Genomic DNA, 19,063 nt, shown 5'->3' with positions numbered 1-19,063 from the left:
TTGGGATGAAAAAATGGCGCAAACCGCAGAGATCCTGTTGCTTGCGCCATTTCGGACGGGTCGAGCGACGTCTTTACTTGCCGTAAATGTCGAAGTCGAAATACTTGTCCTGGATTGCCTTGTACTTGCCGTTCTCGCGGATGGCCGCGATGGCGGTGTTGATCTTGTCTTTCAGGGCGTCGCCCTTGCGTACCGCGATGCCTACGCCGTCGCCGAAGTATTTGACGTCGGTGAACGCCGGACCCACGAATGCGAAGCCTTTGCCGGCGTCGGTTTTCAGGAAGCCGTCATTCAACAGCGTAGCGTCCGCCACGGTGCCGTCGAGGCGGCCGGCGGCCACGTCGAGGTAGATTTCGTTCTGCGAGCCGTACGGTTTGATCTCGGCACCCAGCGGGGCCAGGACTTCGCGGGCGAAGCGCTCGTGGATCGAACCACGCTGCACGCCGATGTTCTTGCCTTTCAGCTCAGCCAGACCTTCGCTGACCTGAGTGCCTTCCTTCATCACGAGGCGGGCCGGGGTGTTGTAGTACTTGTTGGTGAAGTCCACGGACTTCTTGCGATCTTCAGTGATCGACATGGACGAGAGGATCGCGTCGATCTTGCGCACTTTCAGTGCCGGGATCAGACCGTCGAACTCTTGCTCGACCCACTGGCACTTGACCTTCATTTCTTCGCACAGCGCGTTGCCGATGTCGTAGTCGAAACCGACGATGCTGCCGTCCGGCGCTTTGGAGGCGAATGGAGGGTAAGCCGCTTCGATACCGATTTTCAGAGGCTTTTCATCGGCGAATGTCGGCAGGGACAGCACGGACAGTGCCAGGGCGCCAAGCAGCACAAGTTTCTTCATCTTGGGACTCCATCGGTAAAGGGCAAAAACGGCAGAGTGAGCGACAGCCCAATATGCGAATGGGTGAAACGAAATCGGTTGCTGCGTGCGTAGGACATTTCCGGTCAAAACCGTGAAGGCTTCAACGCAAGCCACGACGAGCGAGTGATCGGCATTCTAACGACAGGCCCGAAGCCGATATTTCTTCAATGCGACAACTAATTACAGATGCACCGAGAAACCCGCTTGAGCACATTGACAGCCCTGCAATTTCATGCAAGAGCGAAAGACAGTGAACCGATCTATGCTGCAAATTGCGGGCCTATTATTCGCAAACCCTTCTAATCCGGCAAGCGCGGGGTTGTGTCTTATTTTTCACCGGGGGTTTTGAGGCCCGAAAACGGGGCAATGCGTTTCCGGATGCCCCGTTGCGGAGCGGGCGGTTACACATTCGGTTACGTGAAATCCCTTGGGTAACAACGGTAAATGCCCTACGGCTGAAATCGATAATTATTGGTTGGATAGTTTTGAGTTCCGACAGCGGACAACACCGATGCCGGACAAATTGCCTTCGCGAGCAGGCTCCCTCCCACATTGAAATGCAACCCCCTGTGGGAGCGAGCCTGCTCGCGAAGAGGTCAGCAAGCCCACTACAAACCCTGCAGGCATAAAAAAACCCTGCCCGGGCATTACCGGGCAGGGCCTTCTATAGCTCTAACGCTTACGCGACGTTCATGGTCTTGTGCGTATCGATCAGATGCTGCACCACACCCGGATCGGCCAGGGTGGAGATGTCGCCCAACCCTTCGTATTCGGCCGTGGCGATCTTGCGCAGAATGCGGCGCATGATCTTGCCCGAACGGGTCTTCGGCAGTCCCGGCGCCCACTGGATCACGTCCGGCGAAGCGATCGGGCCGATCTCCTTGCGCACCCAGTTCTTCAGTTCCAGACGCAGTTGCTCGCTCGGCTCTTCGCCGTTCTTCAGGGTGACGTAGACATAAATGCCCTGCCCCTTGATGTCGTGCGGCACACCGACCACCGCCGCTTCGGCGACTTTCGGGTGAGCAACCATCGCGCTTTCGATCTCGGCAGTACCCATGCGGTGGCCGGACACGTTGAGCACGTCGTCCACGCGACCGGTGATCCAGTAGTAACCATCGGCATCACGACGGGCGCCGTCACCGGTGAAGTACATGCCACGGAAAGTCTTGAAGTAGGTGTCGACGAAGCGATCGTGATCGCCGTACAGGGTGCGCGCCTGACCTGGCCACGAGTCGAGAATCACCAGATTGCCCTCGGCCTCGCCCTCGATGATGTTGCCGAGGTTGTCCACCAGCGCCGGCACCACACCGAAGAACGGACGTGCGGCCGAACCCGGCTTCAGCGCGTGAGCGCCCGGCAGTGGGCTCATCATGTTGCCGCCGGTTTCGGTCTGCCACCAGGTGTCGACAATCGGGCAGCGGGACTTGCCGACGTTCTTGTAGTACCAGTCCCAGGCTTCCGGGTTGATCGGCTCGCCCACCGAACCGAGCAGACGCAGGCTGCTGCCGTCCGCGCCTTCAACAGCGGCGGTGCCGGAGGCCATCATCGCGCGGATCGCGGTCGGCGCGGTGTAGAGGATGTTGACCTTGTGCTTGTCGACGATCTTCGCCACCCGGGTGATGTCCGGGTAGTTCGGCACGCCTTCGAACAGCAGCGTGGTCGCACCGTTGGCCAGCGGGCCGTAGACAATGTAGGAGTGACCGGTGACCCAGCCGACGTCGGCGGTGCACCAGTAGATTTCGCCCGGACGGTAGTCGAACACGCGCTCGTGAGTCATGGCCGCGTACAACAGGTAACCGCCGGTGGTGTGCTGCACGCCCTTCGGCTTGCCGGTGGAGCCGGAGGTATAAAGGATGAACAACGCTTCTTCGGCGCCCATCTCTTTCGGCGCGCAGACGGTGCCCGCCACTTTCATCAGGTCTTCGTACCAGATGTCGCGATGCTGGTTCCACTTGATGTCGCCGCCGGTGCGCTTGCACACGATGACTTTCTGGATGCTGCTGGTTTCCGGGTTGGTCAACGCGTCGTCGACGTTGGCCTTGAGGGAAATCTTCTTGCCGGCACGGATGCCTTCGTCAGCGGTGATCACCACTTTCGAGCGGCAGTCGATGATGCGACCGGCCAAAGCTTCCGGCGAGAAACCGCCGAACACCACCGAGTGAATCGCGCCGATCCGGGTGCAGGCCAGCATGGCGACCACGGCTTCGGGGATCATCGGCATATAAATGGTCACCACGTCGCCGCGGTGCACGTCCTGGCCACGCAGGGCGTTGGCGAGTTTGCACACTTGTTCGTGCAGTTCGCGGTAGGTGATGTTGCGGCTTTCGGAAGGATCGTCGCCTTCCCAGATGATGGCGACCTGATCGCCGCGCTCGGCCAGATGACGGTCGAGGCAGTTGTAGGAAACGTTCAGGGTGCCGTCGGCAAACCACTTGATGTCGACATGGTGATCGTCGAACGAAGTCTGTTTCACCGTGGTGAAAGGCTTGATCCAGTCGAGGCGCTTGGCTTGTTCGCGCCAGAAGCCGTCAGGGTTGACGACCGACTGTTGGTACATGGCTTTGTAGGTCGCCTCGTCGGTCAGCGTATTGGCCAGAACCTCGGGACGAACGGGATACAGGGAAGCCGCACTCATCTTTCCTACCTCGGTGTAATAGTTGTTTTTGTATGACCCTGTTGTAGCCGGGGCGCCCGTATAGAACCATTCGACGATGGTAGTAACAAGCCCCTACAAAACATCCAGAAATGCCCCAACCCCCCCTCAAGCAAACCACGCAACCCTTGTGGGAGCTGGCCTGCCAGCGATTCAGACGACTCGGTTTCCCGGGAAAGCCGCTGCACTGACAACACGATATCCAGGGATTGTTACCAAATCTGCCAAAGGTGTTTATCAAAACCGGGTCTGTTTACCCCTACCCCGCCTCCCTAAAATTCACCTCGCCGACAAGGCAAAGTGATTAACAACGTTACAGCCCCCACGAAGGCCGTTAATCCAGCTCTGAAGTAACAAACCCAAACGATGAAGTTCCACACGCAACCCCAAAAAGGTTGCGTGACCCCACTCGACCTCAAGAAGGTAAATTTCAAATGAAAGCTTTATTGGTTCTGGCCCTCAGCAGTCTGTGCGCAACCGCCATGGCAGACGAGGTCCCGACTGATGTCGCACAGCAACAACCGGTGATCGAGGAATACACTTACTCCACTCACCTGGACATCGCCAAAGTTGTATCGATGAGCGAAGTTCCAAATGTCTGCGAAGTAGTACCGATGAAAATGGAGTACGACGACTCCACCGGCCAGCGCCACATCCTGCGTTACAGCATCATGGGCAACGGCTGCACCAATTGATGGTTTGAGACTGCACCGAATCGGATCACTCAGCGCAACATCGAGGGTCGATTCCAGCCCGGCTTCGGTCGGGCTCAGTTGTGTCTGGCAATGGCAAAAACGGGTTGCAAAACACAAGATGTAGTGAGAACAGCGCTTTTTTGCTCATTTCTTGAGCAATTCCACATTTGCGAAAAAAATCCTAAAAAAAATCTATCCCCGGCAAAGCCCCATAAACCCTCGCTCTGACCGAAAAACCGGCCCTCTCGACCGTTCCATGCGCGGATTCGCCCCACCACGCCCGGAAAAATTTCCCTATAATGCCGCCCTATAACGGGCCTGCAATATTCCCTTACAGGGATCAATAGCCAGTCTGAAGCCCCGCAGCAGCGCCCAACGTTGCCTGCGCCCATCAGAGGCTCTCGGAAACCCGTAAAAATTTTCTGTTTATTGCCTGCGTAGCACCGCTGCAAAAAACGACATCCAACGCGGCCTGTACGGCCGTGTGAAAAACCAACCAATCAGTTTTCACACGGGCACAGGCCCTCACGCAGGAGACGACACGTCATGCTGAGCTGGGACGAATTCGACAAAGAAGACAGTGAAGTAGCAGCAGTGAAAGGCGCCAACGCCGGCCACGCTAGCGAAGCCAACATGGACCGCCTCGACAGCGCCGGCGGTGCCGCCGCCCTCGAAGCCCGCGCCGTGACCGCCGAAGACTCGGCCGCCGTGGCCCGCGCCAAGGCTGCACTGGATTCTCTCGACGTTGCCGAAGGCCTCGCCGAACTCGAAGGCTCCGCCGCCCGTGTCGCCGTTGACGAAAAGCGCATGATCAACTGCCGCGCCGACCTCAACCAGCTCGTGCCATTCAAGTACGACTGGGCCTGGCAAAAATACCTGGACGGCTGCGCAAACCACTGGATGCCGCAAGAAGTCAACATGACCGCCGACATCGCCCTCTGGAAAAACCCGGAGGGCCTGACCGACGACGAGCGCCGCATCGTGATGCGCAACCTCGGCTTCTTCTCCACCGCCGACTCCCTGGTTGCCAACAACCTGGCCCTGGCCGTGTACCGCCTGATCACCAACCCGGAATGCCGCCAGTACATCCTGCGCCAAGCGTTCGAAGAGGCGATCCACACCCACGCCTACCAGTACTGCATCGAATCGCTGGGCATGGATGAAGGCGAGATCTTCAACATGTACCACGAGATCCCGTCGGTCGCGAAAAAAGCCGCCTGGGGCCTGAAATACACCCGCGCCATCTCCGACCCGGAATTCAACACCGGCACCGTAGAGACCGACAAAGAACTGCTGCGCAACCTGATCGCCTACTACTGCGTTCTGGAAGGCATCTTCTTCTACTGCGGCTTCACCCAGATCCTCTCCATGGGCCGCCGCAACAAAATGACCGGCGTCGCCGAGCAGTTCCAGTACATCCTGCGCGACGAATCCATGCACCTGAACTTCGGCATCGACGTGATCAACCAGATCAAAATCGAAAACCCACACCTGTGGGATGCCGAAATGAAGGAAGAAGCTTCGCAGATGATCCTGCAAGGTACTCAGCTGGAAATCGAATACGCGCGTGACACCATGCCTCGCGGCGTACTGGGCATGAACGCAGCGATGATGGAGGATTACCTGAAGTTCATCGCCAACCGTCGTTTGTCGCAGATCGGTTTGAAGGAAGAGTACCCAGGGACCACTAACCCGTTCCCTTGGATGAGCGAGATTATGGACTTGAAGAAAGAGAAGAATTTCTTTGAGACTCGCGTGATTGAATACCAAACTGGTGGTGCGCTTAGCTGGGATTGATTCCAAAGCTAGCCACAATTTGACAGCAACGAGCTGAATCGAAAACTGAAAGCCTTGGCCACGGCCAAGGCTTTTTTCATTCAAGGATGAAAAGCAACCAGAGATATATCTAGGGCAACCTGAAAAGGTAGGCTATTCGGCTGTTGTAGAACAGATCCTAGATTGGCTATCCTCGCCAGCTTTGGGTAATGAGACACAAGCATGGAAAGCCTCCGGCAACACTTTACCGGCGTAGCCTACAAGTACCTGTCTGGGGTGGATACCAGTGCATCTGGCACCTCTAATCAACACGAAATTGGTTCCAACCAGCTCATTAATATTTTGGGCAATCCGGATATGACCATCGCTCGCTTCGACGGTGAGTTTCTCTACCTCGATGATGATGCTGGTGAGCCTCTCCGTGCATCTGGTCGGCTAAGCTGGTACGACCCCCGCCGAAAAACAAATCGAAAGGGGGAAGAATATCGCCTCTACTATCCTAACAATGCTGTCACTTCACGAATGTTAGAAGGTGATTTCTGCATTTTTGCTAAGCAGCCAAGCAATACGGTATGGGTAGTTATTGCTCCAAAAGGTTCTACTGCTGAACGCCAGTTACGTTGGTTGTTTGATATTGATGCCATGCCAATCGACGATGAACTAAAAGTCCAGCAAGTGGATATCGGTAGAGCTGTATCTATGGCCGAGGCAATGATTCTTGAATCGCTAGGCCTCGAAGTCCGCCTCGATGACAAAACTTGGTTGAATAAGCTCATCAATAAGTTCGGCTTGGTTTTCCCAAAAACTGCCATCTTTAGCAGCTTTGCGCGAAGAACTTGCAAGCCAAAAGTTGATCCCTTGATTGACCCGGATGGTGCTCTAATCGCATGGATGGAGCATGAAGAGATACTGTTTCGTACTCTTGAGCGGGAGATTGTCCAGAAACAACTAGATGATGGCTTCAAGAGCGTTGATCACTTCGTTGAATTTTCGCTAAGTGTGCAGAACCGTCGAAAGTCTAGAGTAGGTTACGCACTAGAGCACCACTTAGCGGCAGTTTTTGAAGCTCACCAACTTCCATTTGAAAGACAGGTAGTTACAGAAAATCGCTCTAAAGCCGACTTCCTTTTCCCGGGCAAAATCGAATATCACGACAGTGCGTATCCTGAGGTCAAGTTAATAATGCTTGCATCGAAATCTAGCTGTAAAGACCGCTGGCGGCAAGTATTGGCAGAGGCCGCTCGAGTCAAACGCAAACACCTACTTACCCTAGAACCAGCAATCAGTACGCATCAAACGAATGAGATGGAGAACTACAATCTACAACTTGTGGTTCCCAGAAAGGTGATGCCAACATACACAACCAATCAGCAGGAATGGCTAATGGATATCGGCAGCTATATTTCTTTCGTCCGCACAAATATCAACTAATCTACTAAACATTTGCACCTCAACCGTCTGAATTATGCTGCCCCATTATTTTCTGAAGTTCAACGACCGTAAATGGCGGTGATCGCCGGTGCACAGCGGAATGGCAATTCGGGCAAAGTGGTATGAGATCAGTTCTAGGGTCAACAATGTACCCGGGACCGACTTTTGATACCGGTGTAACATGATGGACTTCAATCAAACCTGCCGCGACGGGTCCGTAACGCTCACCCATCTCGAGATAACAGACCTTGCAGGCATACCCATGAATCGCAATCGCAGCCGCGCGATTGCGTCGGTCGCGCTCATAGCGATTGACCTCGATTCGCGTTTTCGCCCCTTCTGGCAGCCCGATCACTCCCAGCGTTTCGTCCGCAGTCTCTTCGGTCTCTAAAGGTAGAAGAGCAATAATTGCGGCCGCCAAGCGAGATGTCCAATGCTCAATCTTGCGCATGTCAGTTTCGGCATCACCACCATTGATTGCCAGCATCCCTTTACCGATCACCAACCCAAGGCTTCGCCACTGATAATCCCATATTGTTTCGTCTTCATGGTCACGAGCGGTACCATTTATCGTGAGGAGAACTTCCGCCCCTGCATCACAGCATGTAGTGAGTATGGCTCGAAAGGTGAGACGACAGGCTTCATCAACAGAACTCATAGCATTTACAAGGTCAACCGCGAAGTTACCAAACCGAAAATACACGTCTACTCGGCGCCAACCCACGACAGTTCGAATTGTAAACGTCTGACTAGCAGGATGCCCTGCCGGAAGTAGCTCAAACCAGCGAGAGCCATCACCGTCTTGTCCTTCCGTACCCGTGAGAGAGAGTCCTATTTTTGCTGATACCCGCTCTGCGAGCGAGTGCGAATCAAGCGTCATTATCACTCTGCTCCATGTCAGGCTCAGGTAGACTCTCTACTAACTTTTCTAGAATTCGCGAAACTTCATAACGCATATCCTTAAGCATCGCCGCCGTACTGTCCTGCAATGTAGACAGCTCCGCTACAGCTAGCGCCCACATCAAAGAGTCGAGCCCCTGCATCGTAACGCTGCGATTTAGATTTGGAACATAGACCTTATGATAATAGGAATGACTCGTGTTGATCTGTACGGCTTTATGCTGATCGATCAGTGCAGGCTGGAACAAAAGACCATTGTTGATTCCGTCCACCGGTTGCACGAATACTTCGCCAGGTCGTTTAGCAGAAGTAATCATAAGCTTCAGCCGTGTTGTACCGTACTTGTTTTCTATTACAGCTTCGCCTGTATTAAGGTCGGCGACTTTGACTTGCGGACCACCAGTTGTTGCTTCTCGGTTCCGAATATTGTTGTTGGAGGTATCGTGCGCACCTTCTCCCTTTTTGGAGATCGTTTTCTGCTGGCCCTCACGGGAGCGCCGGTTTGCTTCCCGACGAGGCGCGGGAAGGAATTGCGTTTGTAGCCAAACTGCAAGGTCCTCATTCAAGATAATTTGCGATTTCTTGATATCGAGGTGGAAGGCGTCATCCAGTCTATGATCGAAGGAGAACTCGACGCGTAGTAAAGTCGAGTGCGGCTCCTTCTGGTAAAGCCCCAACCAGTCAGCATCATGAATAAGCCGGTTTTCGCGATAGATATAGATGCCCTGTCGATCGTTAGATAGCAATGCAGCTGATGCGAGCCTGTCATTTGGGAATTCTTCTCGGCGCGGCAGAATGAAAGCGCGAACGGTGAAAGAGGCAATGTTCCCGTCTGGCAAAGCCGTTTCTATCGACTCCTCGGCAAGCAGCTCAGAAAGGTTTCGTTGGAACGGGTCCCAAGGTAGGATCGGCTTACCGTTAAGTTCTATAACGACACTTGGAGCGCGATCGTCGTTGACGTCCAAGAACCGTTGATAAACCATCGCCAAATGCTGCCGTAGAGAATCTTCCTTCGCCTGTAGTGCCTTTCGGGCATGTTTTCCCGAAGGGTCCGCGTAATCTTTTATCAGGCGGTCGACATTCTCCCAGAGCACCACAGTACCAGCATGACCTGGAGCTATAGAGTCCAGCATTTCCAGCGCCTCTTGGTCGCAAGTATCACTGAGAAGCAACGACCACTTATTGACCTTGGCAACGTGATATAAATCCCACGTTGCCATCATAGCTGGCGTCGTCCCGTTTGGTCGCGAGATGACAGATAGACGCTTGCAGAATGCTGTCGAAGCGGTCTTGAGTCCAAGGCCATATTTACCGAGACTAGCTCTACTCGGCCGAGCCTTCGAGCCATACTGCATGGCATTAAGCAGACCTTGGCGGTCCATCCCGTCGCCATTATCTACAATCAGCAATCGGATATTGCCCTTCAGATCGGCCGCTAGCCACAGCTGAACCGCCGATGCATTAGCTGCGATCGAATTGTCCACAATATCGGCAACTGCTGTGTTTAATTCATAACCGGTGTCCCGAAGACCAACTATGACTCGCTCTGGATCAGGTGGCAGTTCAACTTCTTCAATATTGCTCATCATTTCCTTTCCTCAGAGCTGGACTACGCGCCAGCCGGTGCCGAGCTGCAAAACTTTGCCCATACTCTGCAACTTTTGCCGGCGATTATAAGAAACTCGATAACGATCATTTTCGCTCGACAGAATCAGCTCGTCCCCGGCCACAAGGCCTGCCTGCCTTAGATATTTCGTCATCCTGGTGAGTCTGTACTCATTACGGGTACCATCAAAGTAAGCGTTATTATAGTAAATAAAAGCGAACTCCCAATTTCCCCCGCTAGAGTCAAGAAAATTAAGATGGACACGCGGGTTATACTCGGTGTTATCGAGTACTGGAAAAAACGAAAGCAGAAAGGGCTCCTTCGGAACAAGAATTCCAGCTTGATGGCCACCAGTCTCTCCAGTGTCATTTGCGCTCAGCACCTTCACAATCTGTTTTTCTTCCATACTCTAGCGTCCTTTCCGATTTGATGGCGAGCGACTTAGGGCTGCCACGATATCGCCGTAGTCATCGTCCTTACCCTCAACACCAATAACCGCGGCACCTGAAATTTCCCTTTTTCGCCTTAGACGATCATCAACGACGTCCTCAACGGTATCTGCAACCAGCAAACGATGCACAGTGACTGGCAACTTTTGTCCGCGCCGATATGCGCGAGCCGAAGCCTGATCCTCCATGGCCGGATTCCATTCTGGATTATAATGAATGACGTGATTTGCCGCCGTGATGTTGAGACCTGCTCCTCCTGCTTTCGGATTGAGCACAAGGGCGGCCCCTCCCATGATTAAGCTAAATTTGTCGATTAGCGGTTGACGATCATTGATCGCAAGGCGTCCATCAATGACTCCGGCCAAGGTTCCATACTGCGTTTCGATATGCCGCGCAATCAAATCCGCCATTGCTGTAAAAGACGTAAAAATGATGACTTTTTCGCCTCTCTCGAAGATTTCTTCCACAAGTTCATCTAATCGACGAAATTTGGAGAAAGACATTGGGTCGTCCGAGCTAGTGATACCATCCATCAGGCTAGGATGTGCACAAAAACGCCTAAGTGAAGTCAGTGCGACCAGCGTTGCAGCGGCACCATATTCGACGTTGATGCGTTCACGCTCTGCGTCATAAGCAACCGCTTCATGCGTATCCAGTTCCAGCACTTGAGGTATATCGATGCGTGGTGGTAGGTCTTGAGCAACATCTGCAACAAGACGGCGCAACATTAATGGTGACACTAACGGTTCCAGCTGCACCGCACTGTCAACATTGTCCGTAAACTGCGCCTCAAAAGTATTCACATCTCCGAGCTGCCCTGGAAGTACAAAATCCATGATAGACCAGATATCGAGCAATCTATTCTCAACAGGGGTACCAGTCACCGCCAAGCCTGCATCACGCTTAAGACGCTTTACCGCAAGCGTGCGTTGAGCATTTGGGTTCCGGATAAACTGAGCCTCATCGAGGATGACGACCCGCCAGCGGATCATAGTGAAAAGACTATTATCACCAATCGTATTGTCATATGACGTGATTACCACGTCATATCGCTGCAGTTCAGCGGGACGCCCCGTACGTTGCGGGCCATGATGCTTCAACACTTTAAGATGTGGAGCAAACTTGCCAATCTCGCGTCGCCAGTTTTCGAGAATCGAGCCGGGAGCAATGATCAACGCGGGCCGCAGGGGAGCTCCTCCTGAATCACTAAGGACACTGATAATTTGCAGCGTTTTTCCTAGCCCCATTTCATCAGCCAGCAGCCCCCCTAAACCTTCCGCCAAGAGGAATTTGAGCCACCGCCAACCTGCCAGCTGATAGTCATAGAGTTTCGCCCTCACACCAACCGGGAGCTCATCCGATATCGGAGAAAAGACAAGGGGGGAAATTGGCTGGTCGACCATGTGGTCGTCAACAGGTCCGCCCTCTCCCGCTACCTTGCGGATAGCGAGAAATGCTTTGAGCGAACGTGCCGGACCAACAGTAATACCTGTGCTGCGCAGCAACTCTAGAATTTCAGCGCTGGTTATCGGCTCAATCGGATACCAGATGCCATCAACGATGGTATGACCACGCTCCAAATCTTTTGGTACAAGCTCTACGGTCGCCCCCCGACTAGACGCAGAAATTAAATAGTACGGAACTCCATCCTGGCTTCCTTGGATCACCAGGGACGGTGTCAGCGGATAACGTGATACCCCAAGGCCATCGACGCTAGTAGCAATCCAAGGCTCTGCGGGTAGGAGCTCGACCAATGCACTGTAAATCTCCCCCACCGATGGAACACGCTTTTCCCCGGCGGGATCGACTAACCAAAGCTCCGCACCTAGAATTTCCCAAGTAACCAGAGCCATAACCTCCGTGTCGTCCATATCGTGAGTGCTCGCCAATATTTTGATAGTCGACTTTGAATATCTATAGCACGCACGTCGCGTTTTTTCGAATCTCCTTAACTAACTGCCTCGTGCCATGTCGATTTACGCAGCCCTTCCACCACAAAGCTCATAGCGATGAATCTGTTCTTTCCTAGAAATCTAGCTTTCAAAAAATGACCTATCTTCAAGCCGCCGATTGTAGCTGCGACGACGAAAGCGCAGCCTCGCTAGCTCAGGAGTGTTCCCTGCTTTTGACAGCAATAAAGGGGCGGTTCCAACCTTCAAAACAATCACTAACCCAATGCCGAACATGTGCTTTCATCTATCTGTAAAAACTCGTTACCGTCTACCAACCAAGCAACAACAAGATCAAACAAAGTCGACGACTTCTCTCTTTTCGTTGACTTTACCGCGCACTCCCAAACGACAAGTACTCTCCAGCCCTGCTCCATCAGCGAAGTTATTTGCAACCGATCTCTCACCTTATTTTTCCTGATTTTCTCCAACCAAAAATCAGGTCTCGTTTTTGGAATTTTAAAGTATCGGCAAGTATGACCATGCCAGAAGCAGCCGTGCACGAAGACTACAGCCTTATACTTTTTCAATACCAGATCGGGTTTACCCGGAAGGGAGGTAACATGTACGCGGAAACGGAAGCCGCGCGCATGCAGCGCTTGGCGAATGGTGATTTCCGGATTGGTATTTCGACCTTTAATGCCAGACATCATCCTAGATCGTGTTGCAACATCCACGACGTCAACCAAAAAAACACCCCTCTCTGATGGTTCGATCGCCCTCAGATCATCCAATGAGGTGTTCAAAGGATGACATTGTTAACTGCAACTTATCAGAGGATCTAATCGTAGATCCTCGAACGAATATGCTCTGAATCCTACCGTAGAATTCTTCCACCTACCTATTCAGGCAGAGAGAACTCCAGCTGCGGACGTTCCGTATCAGTAGTTTTTTCTTTTGCTGCCAAAATTCTGTCTTTCATCAATCGTGCCACAGCCTCGAAAACCGGCACCGCGACTGAGTTTCCGAACTGCCGATAAGCTTGGGTATCGGACACAGGAATCACAAATTTGCTTTCCCCTGGTTTGTCGAATCCCATCAGGCGCGAGCACTCATGCGGAGTTAGTCGGCGCGGGCGATTGAGCTGATTCAACTCACTGTTGAAGTCCAAGTTGTCCACGAACCCACGATCAACCAGGATTTCCGAACCATCCTTGTGATATCTCGCCGAAAGCGTACGAGCAACGTCGTTTGGACGAGTCAGACCAAAGCCAAAACCGTTGCCTTTCTCACGATGTTTCTCTGCATACCGATAGAGGTAATCCCAGAGCTTTGGAGTAAGAATGTATTTTTCATCCACATCCTTATCGAGCAGATCACCGAAGCTAGGTCGCTGTTTTGGTATGTGCTTGCTGATGTCACGCAGGGTGAACCCTTGGTGAACATTCAAGTCACGACGGAAACCGACCAGCACAATTCGCTCACGATGCTGAGGGACAAAGTGCTTGGCATCAATGACCTTCGGGTCTGAGCCTTTCGGTGCATTCACGTCTGCAACCTCATAACCCAGCTCATCCAGCGCTTCGCAAATGATCCGGAACGTATTGCCCTTGTCATGGCTTTTCAGGTTTTTGACGTTCTCAAGCAAGAATGCAGCCGGGCGTTTCGCGGCAATAATCCGCGCTACATCGAAGAACAGAGTGCCTTGGGTCTCACATTCGAAACCGTGCTTGCGCCCCAGTGAGTTCTTCTTGGAAACACCTGCAAGCGAGAACGGCTGACATGGGAAACCTGCCAACAGAACGTCGTGATCAGGAATTTCGCGATCAATGTTCTTGTACGCTTCTTCGTCGCTGATTTCAGGCTTGTCCGAAAGCGTGACCGAACGGATGTCGAGATTGAAGCGGTGACGAGCCGGATCGCAGTAGTGGTTGGCCTTGTAGGTCTTGACCGCGTACTTGTTCCATTCGGACGTGAACAGGCACTCGCCGCCGATGGCTTCAAACCCTTTTCTGATACCGCCGATACCGGCAAAAAGATCGATAAAGGTAAATGAAGGTTTGTGGTTCAGACGCTTGGGCAGCAGATCCTTGAGGCGGGTGAACTCAATGTGGGAGAGCTTCGGCGAAGCCTTGCCCTTGATCCATCGATTGATGGTTTCACGGCACCAGTGGCTCGGGCTCACATCGTTGAGAATTTCGGCCAACTGCCCTTGGTCGTAGATCTCCAGCAGCTTGTGCAGTAACGCAAGGTCGGTAACAGGATGGGTATCAGGCTCATAAGAATCCGAGGTCGTTTCGCTCAAGGATTCAAAAGATGCTGTTTCAAAAAGATTCATGAGCCGGAAATTCCTCTGGGTCAAAGCTGTGACGAATGGTCACCATTCTAGCCCTGAAAACTTCAAAGTAAATGAAATTTCCCGTAATCCGTGAGATCAGTCATGGCGACACGGGCTGGGAGAATTGGAAGAACAGGGGCGACCAAGCACTGGATATAAACACAGCATAATTTACTCCGCGCCATTGTCCAGATTTCGTTTTACCTCACGATCGGTAGGAAAATTCGCTGGTTGACGACCATCCCTGATCCCCCTACCCTCAGGTCCGAGCCTAAGAAACTCTACAAACCAGAGCGGTCCCCCGCACCCGACAGTCATGCGGCTTTTTTTCGTCTGCGGTTTCTCTACGCCTGCGAAAAGTCCCGTTATGTCGGGAGTGGGCGAATACAAGACCCGAAAGGGGAATATGTCCGGCCCGTCTCTGGTGGGTTTCTTAGCTCCCGACACCCTTAACGAATGCCCTAAGAAAGCAGCCAGAGGTAAATGGAAATGCCTGACTACTCAGCCTTCACGATGAAAGCGAATCGCTGTACCCGCCGTTTGAATCCCGTGCTCCCGACTCGGGAGGCACGCCATGTCTGAACCACTTCTTCCAACTCGATTTGTCCGCAACAAAACTCACCTGCATGCCCTTCTGGTGGAGAACCAGGCCTGGTTCTGCGTCCATGAACTGGGGCGTCTGATGGGCAAATATCTCGATGAGCGACAGCTGCGCAAACTCGACGCCGATCAGCGACAGATGATGTGCGTGGAGACCTACGGCGAGCCCGGAGAACATTTGATGGTGAGCGAGTCAGGTGTGTATGCGCTGCTGATTTATCACTACTGTCCCGAATATCGGCAGCTTCGTGAATGGGTGACGCATCAGGTTGTGCCTGCGCTGCGAGATGCCCGTCCGATGCGCTCGGTTGAGCGTCCGATACTGAGTGTTTTGAGCTGGCCCAAGATGTCGTTGAGCACGTTGCACTGGCAGGATGAGCCGTGGACTCGGTTGCGGGACATGCCGTGTTTGCTGGCGGAGGATCCGTTCAATCGTCAGGAATCCTGGTGGCGTAAGGCTTCACGAATGCTGCGCAGTTACTGACATAAAAAACCGCTGCTTGAGTTTTCAAGCAGCGGTTTTTTATGGCCCGGCGTTCCTGGGAAGGCAATCGCCAGCAGACTGCTTCTGCATCATTCTGAAAACAATCAGTGCAACCCACCCCACCACCCGCTATTAATACCCCTTCCCCCACTCAAGTACCCGAGCCCCACCATGAAATTCGACCTCGCCTACTGCCTCAGCCTCGACGACAAACTGTCGATCTATGACGTTCGCGATCTGAATTTCGATGAGACGGTGGCGTTCGATTCTGCGAAGGAGCATTTCCAGTGCCCCAACGACGCCTGTCGTGCGGCGTTCGACGCTTCCAACGAGTTGGGCACGTTCAACGCCAAGAACGTGAACTACGTGCGCACGCCGCACTTCAAGAATCTGCCCGGTACGCAGCATGTGGCGGGTTGTCCGTATGTGAGTTTGAAGACGTCGGCGTCTGGGGTTGAGGCGGCGGATGGGGAAACGGATGGCGGGCGGGAGGAGCATTTCCCGTCGGAGTTGTTACTGACGCGTCGTGAGTATGTGCGCAAGCCTGCCGCGCCAGCGGGGGCGGCGGATGTGTTGCGGGATGATCCGGTGCGGGTGGCGACTGCCCCCTCAAAAGAGTCGCCGACTCGTGAGGCGGCGCCGGACAAGACCAGTGTTTTCGCTCACCCCGTGGAGTGTTTTGTGTCGAACTTCGCGGACAAGGATTTGCTCAAGCGCATGCCGTTGAAGATTGGCGAGCATACGGCGCCGTACAGTTCGTTCTTCAAGAAGATCGAGTACTTGATGGACAACAAGGGGCTGATTTACTGGGGTCGGATCAAGAAGATCGAGGACTTTCACAGCGCCAGTTTCCGGATCGATTTCGAGGACAAGGTCTGGTTCAAGAAGCCGGAAGACAGCAAGAAGAAGCCTTATCCGGTCAGTGTCTATCTCAACAAAAAGCTGATCGACAACTACCGCAAGCGCAAGGCGTTTCTGGAAGAGATCAAGCACGCGATCGACAGTGATAAGGAGTTGTTCTGCTTCTTCTATGGTGTGACACCGGAGTTGAAGCAGGTGCCGGGCAAGAAGAACCCCGAAAAGCCTTTCGAGGTCTTCAATGCAAATATCGAGAACCTGGATCACTTCATTATTCGTGAAGCGCCGGGTCTGGTGTGATGGTTAGTTCTGGGGCAGTTGCAGTTTGACGGCGCCGGAGTGTTGTTTGATGAGGGAGTACGGCAGGACTGACCAGTCCGGTCTATCGCAGGAACGCTGCACGCGGGCGAAGTAGGCGCCCAGGTACAAACCTTTCGCAGTGAAGTACCACGGCGAAGAACCCCAAACACTTTCTTCCGTGAAGTCGCAATCATCATCTTGCGTCGGCTTCTTCATTTCTGCGGGGTACAGGGCGGTGAATTGCTTGATCAGCCAAGGCACCAGCTCCTTGTTTTCATACTGATAACGCGCGTCACTTTCAGCTTGGCTCAAGGGTTTGTCACCCAGACTGTCTCGTTCGGCATGCAGAAGTGGCTTGCCCTCACCTACCCACAAGACATCTTCGAGCGACAACGGATGGCCTGTGCTTACATCAATGTTAAGGGGTGAATCACCGAAGTCCGGATGCGCGCCACCACAGTAATAACTAGTCGAGATGTTCAGGCTGACCACGGCTGGCGAAATCATTTTGGGTTCTGCGTCCTGCATGAACTCGACGTATTCCCCGCCCTGCAGTTGGCAACCGTGATAGCGGATGACCTCATTCCACAACCGTCCAAGCAACTGCTGGTTGACCCGTTGCAGATCATCTTTTGGCAGACCGGACTCTATGCTGAACAGCGAAATCTTCGACTCCGGCTCTGTCCACCATTGCAGGGTGTAACCCATGAAGTCTTGTTTCTTCATCGGTTTGAGCTTGAGTCCTTGTAGTCGCAAATACTCATACGGCTCGCCGTTTGGCAGCGTGGCGATGAAGGGCAGCGTAGAAGTTGTCGGCGCTGGAAGCCTGGCCTCGGAGAGTTGCACTGAGAGCTTCTTGCCCTTCGGACTTTGCCACTCGCCCTGCCAGCCAGTGGCAGTTTCTTCCAGTTTCAAAGTTGGCAATGGCTTGTCATCGCCGTAGCGATTGTTGCCTTCAATCAGCGTCAGGGTGCTGTCCTGCAATGACCCGCTGAGGGGTAGGTCCCGATGGTATTTTTCGTAGAAGTAACGACCGGTCACTTCATCCGGCTGCTGCGTATTGAGCTCAACCACAATCGGCGTCTTGCCCAGCGTGCCGGTGAACACACGTCTGCCGTCGTCAGCCTGAGCGGTGGAAAGCAGTGAAAACAGCACGGCGGCATATGGCGCCAGGCGCAACAGTCCCTTGAGCATGAATCGATCCCTGAGTGAGTCGGAGGTCGCGCCGGGACGTGGGTGCCGGCGCGGGAAAAATCGCGGCGGATTATGGCGGGGGTGGCTTAAGTAATCGAGCTTTGTCGGTTGTACTCTTCCAGCCAGGCTTCGTGCTTTAACGCTTCGATCTCTCGGCGAACTTGTTTGCGCCGCTCTTTGGCTTCCTGGATTTCAGCCTCCTCAAGAGCGCAATACTGACGTAGCCAATGAACAATCATTTCTTCAAGTGGCCAGTAGTAATCCTTAGCACCCTTGCTGCTTCTCGGGGTGTCATTCATATCCTCGTCAAATACCATCGCGGCCATTTCATCAGGCGGCAAACAGCCTCTTTCGGCGGCCCTCTCCTTGAAGATCCAGGCGATCTCGTCGATGTGTTTTTGCGCACTGCGATGACTGCGCCGATAGAACTGCTGCGAGTAACAGACAGATCTGAAGTGCTCGATCATCTGGTCAGCGTCGATCCATTGCGCAAGATCGTGATTGATCGCATGAATCATTACACCGTTGAGCCAGCGATCAGCAAAGCGCTGGACAACGCCTTCAACGTCCGCTTTTTTTGCATCAGCGAGAATCACGCAGTACCGGGTTTTTACGTGCATGACGAACAACACATTCTTGCGTTGCACGGTGATGGCGTGAACCAGCCACTGCTCGGTCGAACTGTCCGGCTCGTCATCTTCGATGACGGGTGACGGTGCTTTGTATTCAACCGGCGTGATCGTTTCGCCCTTGTGGACGCGACTGAAAAACTTGCTGGCGGCTTCTGTGCAGTTGAAGATCAACATCGTGTTTCTCTGTTTGTCGTGAAGGGGATCATCAATAGTCCGGTACGCGCTCCTCCGCCCATTCGATTTCGTATGGCTGGCGAACAGCATCCGAAATAATCTCGCGCATCTTATCGCTGAGGACCGACAACTCTGCATCGGTCAGCAGGTTGTGCGCAACCATCAGCCTCAACGACAGCCATGCATCTTTGCGGCTCAGTCCATCAAAGGTCATCG

General features: G+C 53.4%; 15 protein-coding genes and 1 pseudogene. 5 read left to right on the top strand and 11 right to left on the bottom strand.

Going from position 1 to position 19,063, the window contains the following annotated elements; all coding sequences use genetic code 11:
- Positions 1–73: 73 nt before the first annotated feature.
- Positions 74–847, bottom strand: coding sequence for an ABC transporter substrate-binding protein (locus N8H71_RS27730; RefSeq protein ID WP_064383630.1), 774 nt, complete (start codon positions 845–847; stop codon positions 74–76).
- A gap of 700 nt (positions 848–1,547) precedes the next feature.
- Positions 1,548–3,503 (bottom strand): acetate--CoA ligase, encoded by a 1,956-nt coding sequence (gene acs / locus N8H71_RS27725; RefSeq protein ID WP_007951065.1) that lies wholly within the window; start codon positions 3,501–3,503, stop codon positions 1,548–1,550.
- A gap of 452 nt (positions 3,504–3,955) precedes the next feature.
- Here acs and N8H71_RS27720 point away from each other — a divergent pair, with 452 nt between their 5' ends.
- From N8H71_RS27720 to N8H71_RS27710, 3 genes are all read left to right on the top strand, one after another.
- Positions 3,956–4,216, top strand: a complete 261-nt coding sequence (locus N8H71_RS27720; protein WP_262196427.1) for a DUF2790 domain-containing protein — start codon at positions 3,956–3,958, stop codon at positions 4,214–4,216.
- Positions 4,217–4,762: 546 nt separating this feature from the next.
- Complete coding sequence (locus N8H71_RS27715; protein ID WP_007951068.1) at positions 4,763–6,013, top strand: ribonucleotide-diphosphate reductase subunit beta; 1,251 nt, start codon at positions 4,763–4,765, stop codon at positions 6,011–6,013.
- A 201-nt stretch (positions 6,014–6,214) separates the two neighbouring features.
- Positions 6,215–7,423, top strand: a complete 1,209-nt coding sequence (locus N8H71_RS27710; RefSeq protein WP_262196426.1) for a type II restriction endonuclease — start codon at positions 6,215–6,217, stop codon at positions 7,421–7,423.
- Between the two features lie 19 nt (positions 7,424–7,442).
- Here the strand turns inward: N8H71_RS27710 and N8H71_RS27705 are convergent, their stop codons facing one another.
- The 6 genes from N8H71_RS27705 to dcm form a co-directional block, all read right to left on the bottom strand.
- Positions 7,443–8,303, bottom strand: coding sequence for an HNH endonuclease (locus N8H71_RS27705; protein ID WP_262196425.1), 861 nt, complete (start codon positions 8,301–8,303; stop codon positions 7,443–7,445).
- A complete protein-coding gene (locus N8H71_RS27700) occupies positions 8,293–9,909 on the bottom strand; it encodes an ATP-binding protein (protein ID WP_262196424.1) in 1,617 nt (538 codons plus the stop codon). Before N8H71_RS27700 ends, N8H71_RS27705 begins: the two co-directional genes overlap by 11 nt.
- Positions 9,910–9,921: 12 nt before the next feature.
- The gene (locus tag N8H71_RS27695) at positions 9,922–10,335 is read right to left on the bottom strand and encodes an EcoRII N-terminal effector-binding domain-containing protein (RefSeq protein WP_262196423.1); all 414 of its coding nucleotides are present in this window, start codon (positions 10,333–10,335) and stop codon (positions 9,922–9,924) included.
- A gap of 3 nt (positions 10,336–10,338) precedes the next feature.
- Positions 10,339–12,231, bottom strand: coding sequence for a DEAD/DEAH box helicase (locus N8H71_RS27690; protein ID WP_262196422.1), 1,893 nt, complete (start codon positions 12,229–12,231; stop codon positions 10,339–10,341).
- A 314-nt stretch (positions 12,232–12,545) separates the two neighbouring features.
- Positions 12,546–12,977: a very short patch repair endonuclease gene (locus N8H71_RS27685; RefSeq protein WP_431768325.1), complete on the bottom strand. Its 432-nt coding sequence runs from the start codon at positions 12,975–12,977 to the stop codon at positions 12,546–12,548.
- A gap of 191 nt (positions 12,978–13,168) precedes the next feature.
- Complete coding sequence (gene dcm, locus N8H71_RS27680) at positions 13,169–14,605, bottom strand: DNA (cytosine-5-)-methyltransferase (RefSeq protein ID WP_262196420.1); 1,437 nt, start codon at positions 14,603–14,605, stop codon at positions 13,169–13,171.
- Positions 14,606–15,179: 574 nt separating this feature from the next.
- On the opposite strand from dcm, the gene N8H71_RS27675 reads away from it, so the two are divergent.
- Positions 15,180–15,689 (top strand): BRO-N domain-containing protein, encoded by a 510-nt coding sequence (locus tag N8H71_RS27675; RefSeq protein ID WP_262196419.1) that lies wholly within the window; start codon positions 15,180–15,182, stop codon positions 15,687–15,689.
- Between the two features lie 171 nt (positions 15,690–15,860).
- Entirely contained in the window at positions 15,861–16,847 is a 987-nt protein-coding gene (locus tag N8H71_RS27670; protein ID WP_262196418.1) for a hypothetical protein, read from the top strand.
- A gap of 3 nt (positions 16,848–16,850) precedes the next feature.
- On the opposite strand, the gene N8H71_RS27665 is transcribed toward N8H71_RS27670, so the two are convergent.
- From N8H71_RS27665 to N8H71_RS27655, 3 genes and pseudogenes are all read right to left on the bottom strand, one after another.
- Positions 16,851–18,041, bottom strand: a complete 1,191-nt coding sequence (locus N8H71_RS27665; RefSeq protein ID WP_262196417.1) for a hypothetical protein — start codon at positions 18,039–18,041, stop codon at positions 16,851–16,853.
- Positions 18,042–18,127: 86 nt separating this feature from the next.
- Entirely contained in the window at positions 18,128–18,847 is a 720-nt protein-coding gene (locus N8H71_RS27660) for a CCDC34 family protein (RefSeq protein ID WP_262196416.1), read from the bottom strand.
- A 31-nt stretch (positions 18,848–18,878) separates the two neighbouring features.
- Positions 18,879–19,063: pseudogene (locus tag N8H71_RS27655) on the bottom strand (hypothetical protein); the annotation flags it as partial.

It is taken from the genome of Pseudomonas koreensis, from assembly GCF_025447595.1.
In the GTDB taxonomy this organism is placed as follows: domain Bacteria; phylum Pseudomonadota; class Gammaproteobacteria; order Pseudomonadales; family Pseudomonadaceae; genus Aquipseudomonas; species Aquipseudomonas koreensis_H.
Note: the sequence above shows the minus strand (reverse complement) of the source record. Positions and strands in the feature narration are given on the sequence as shown.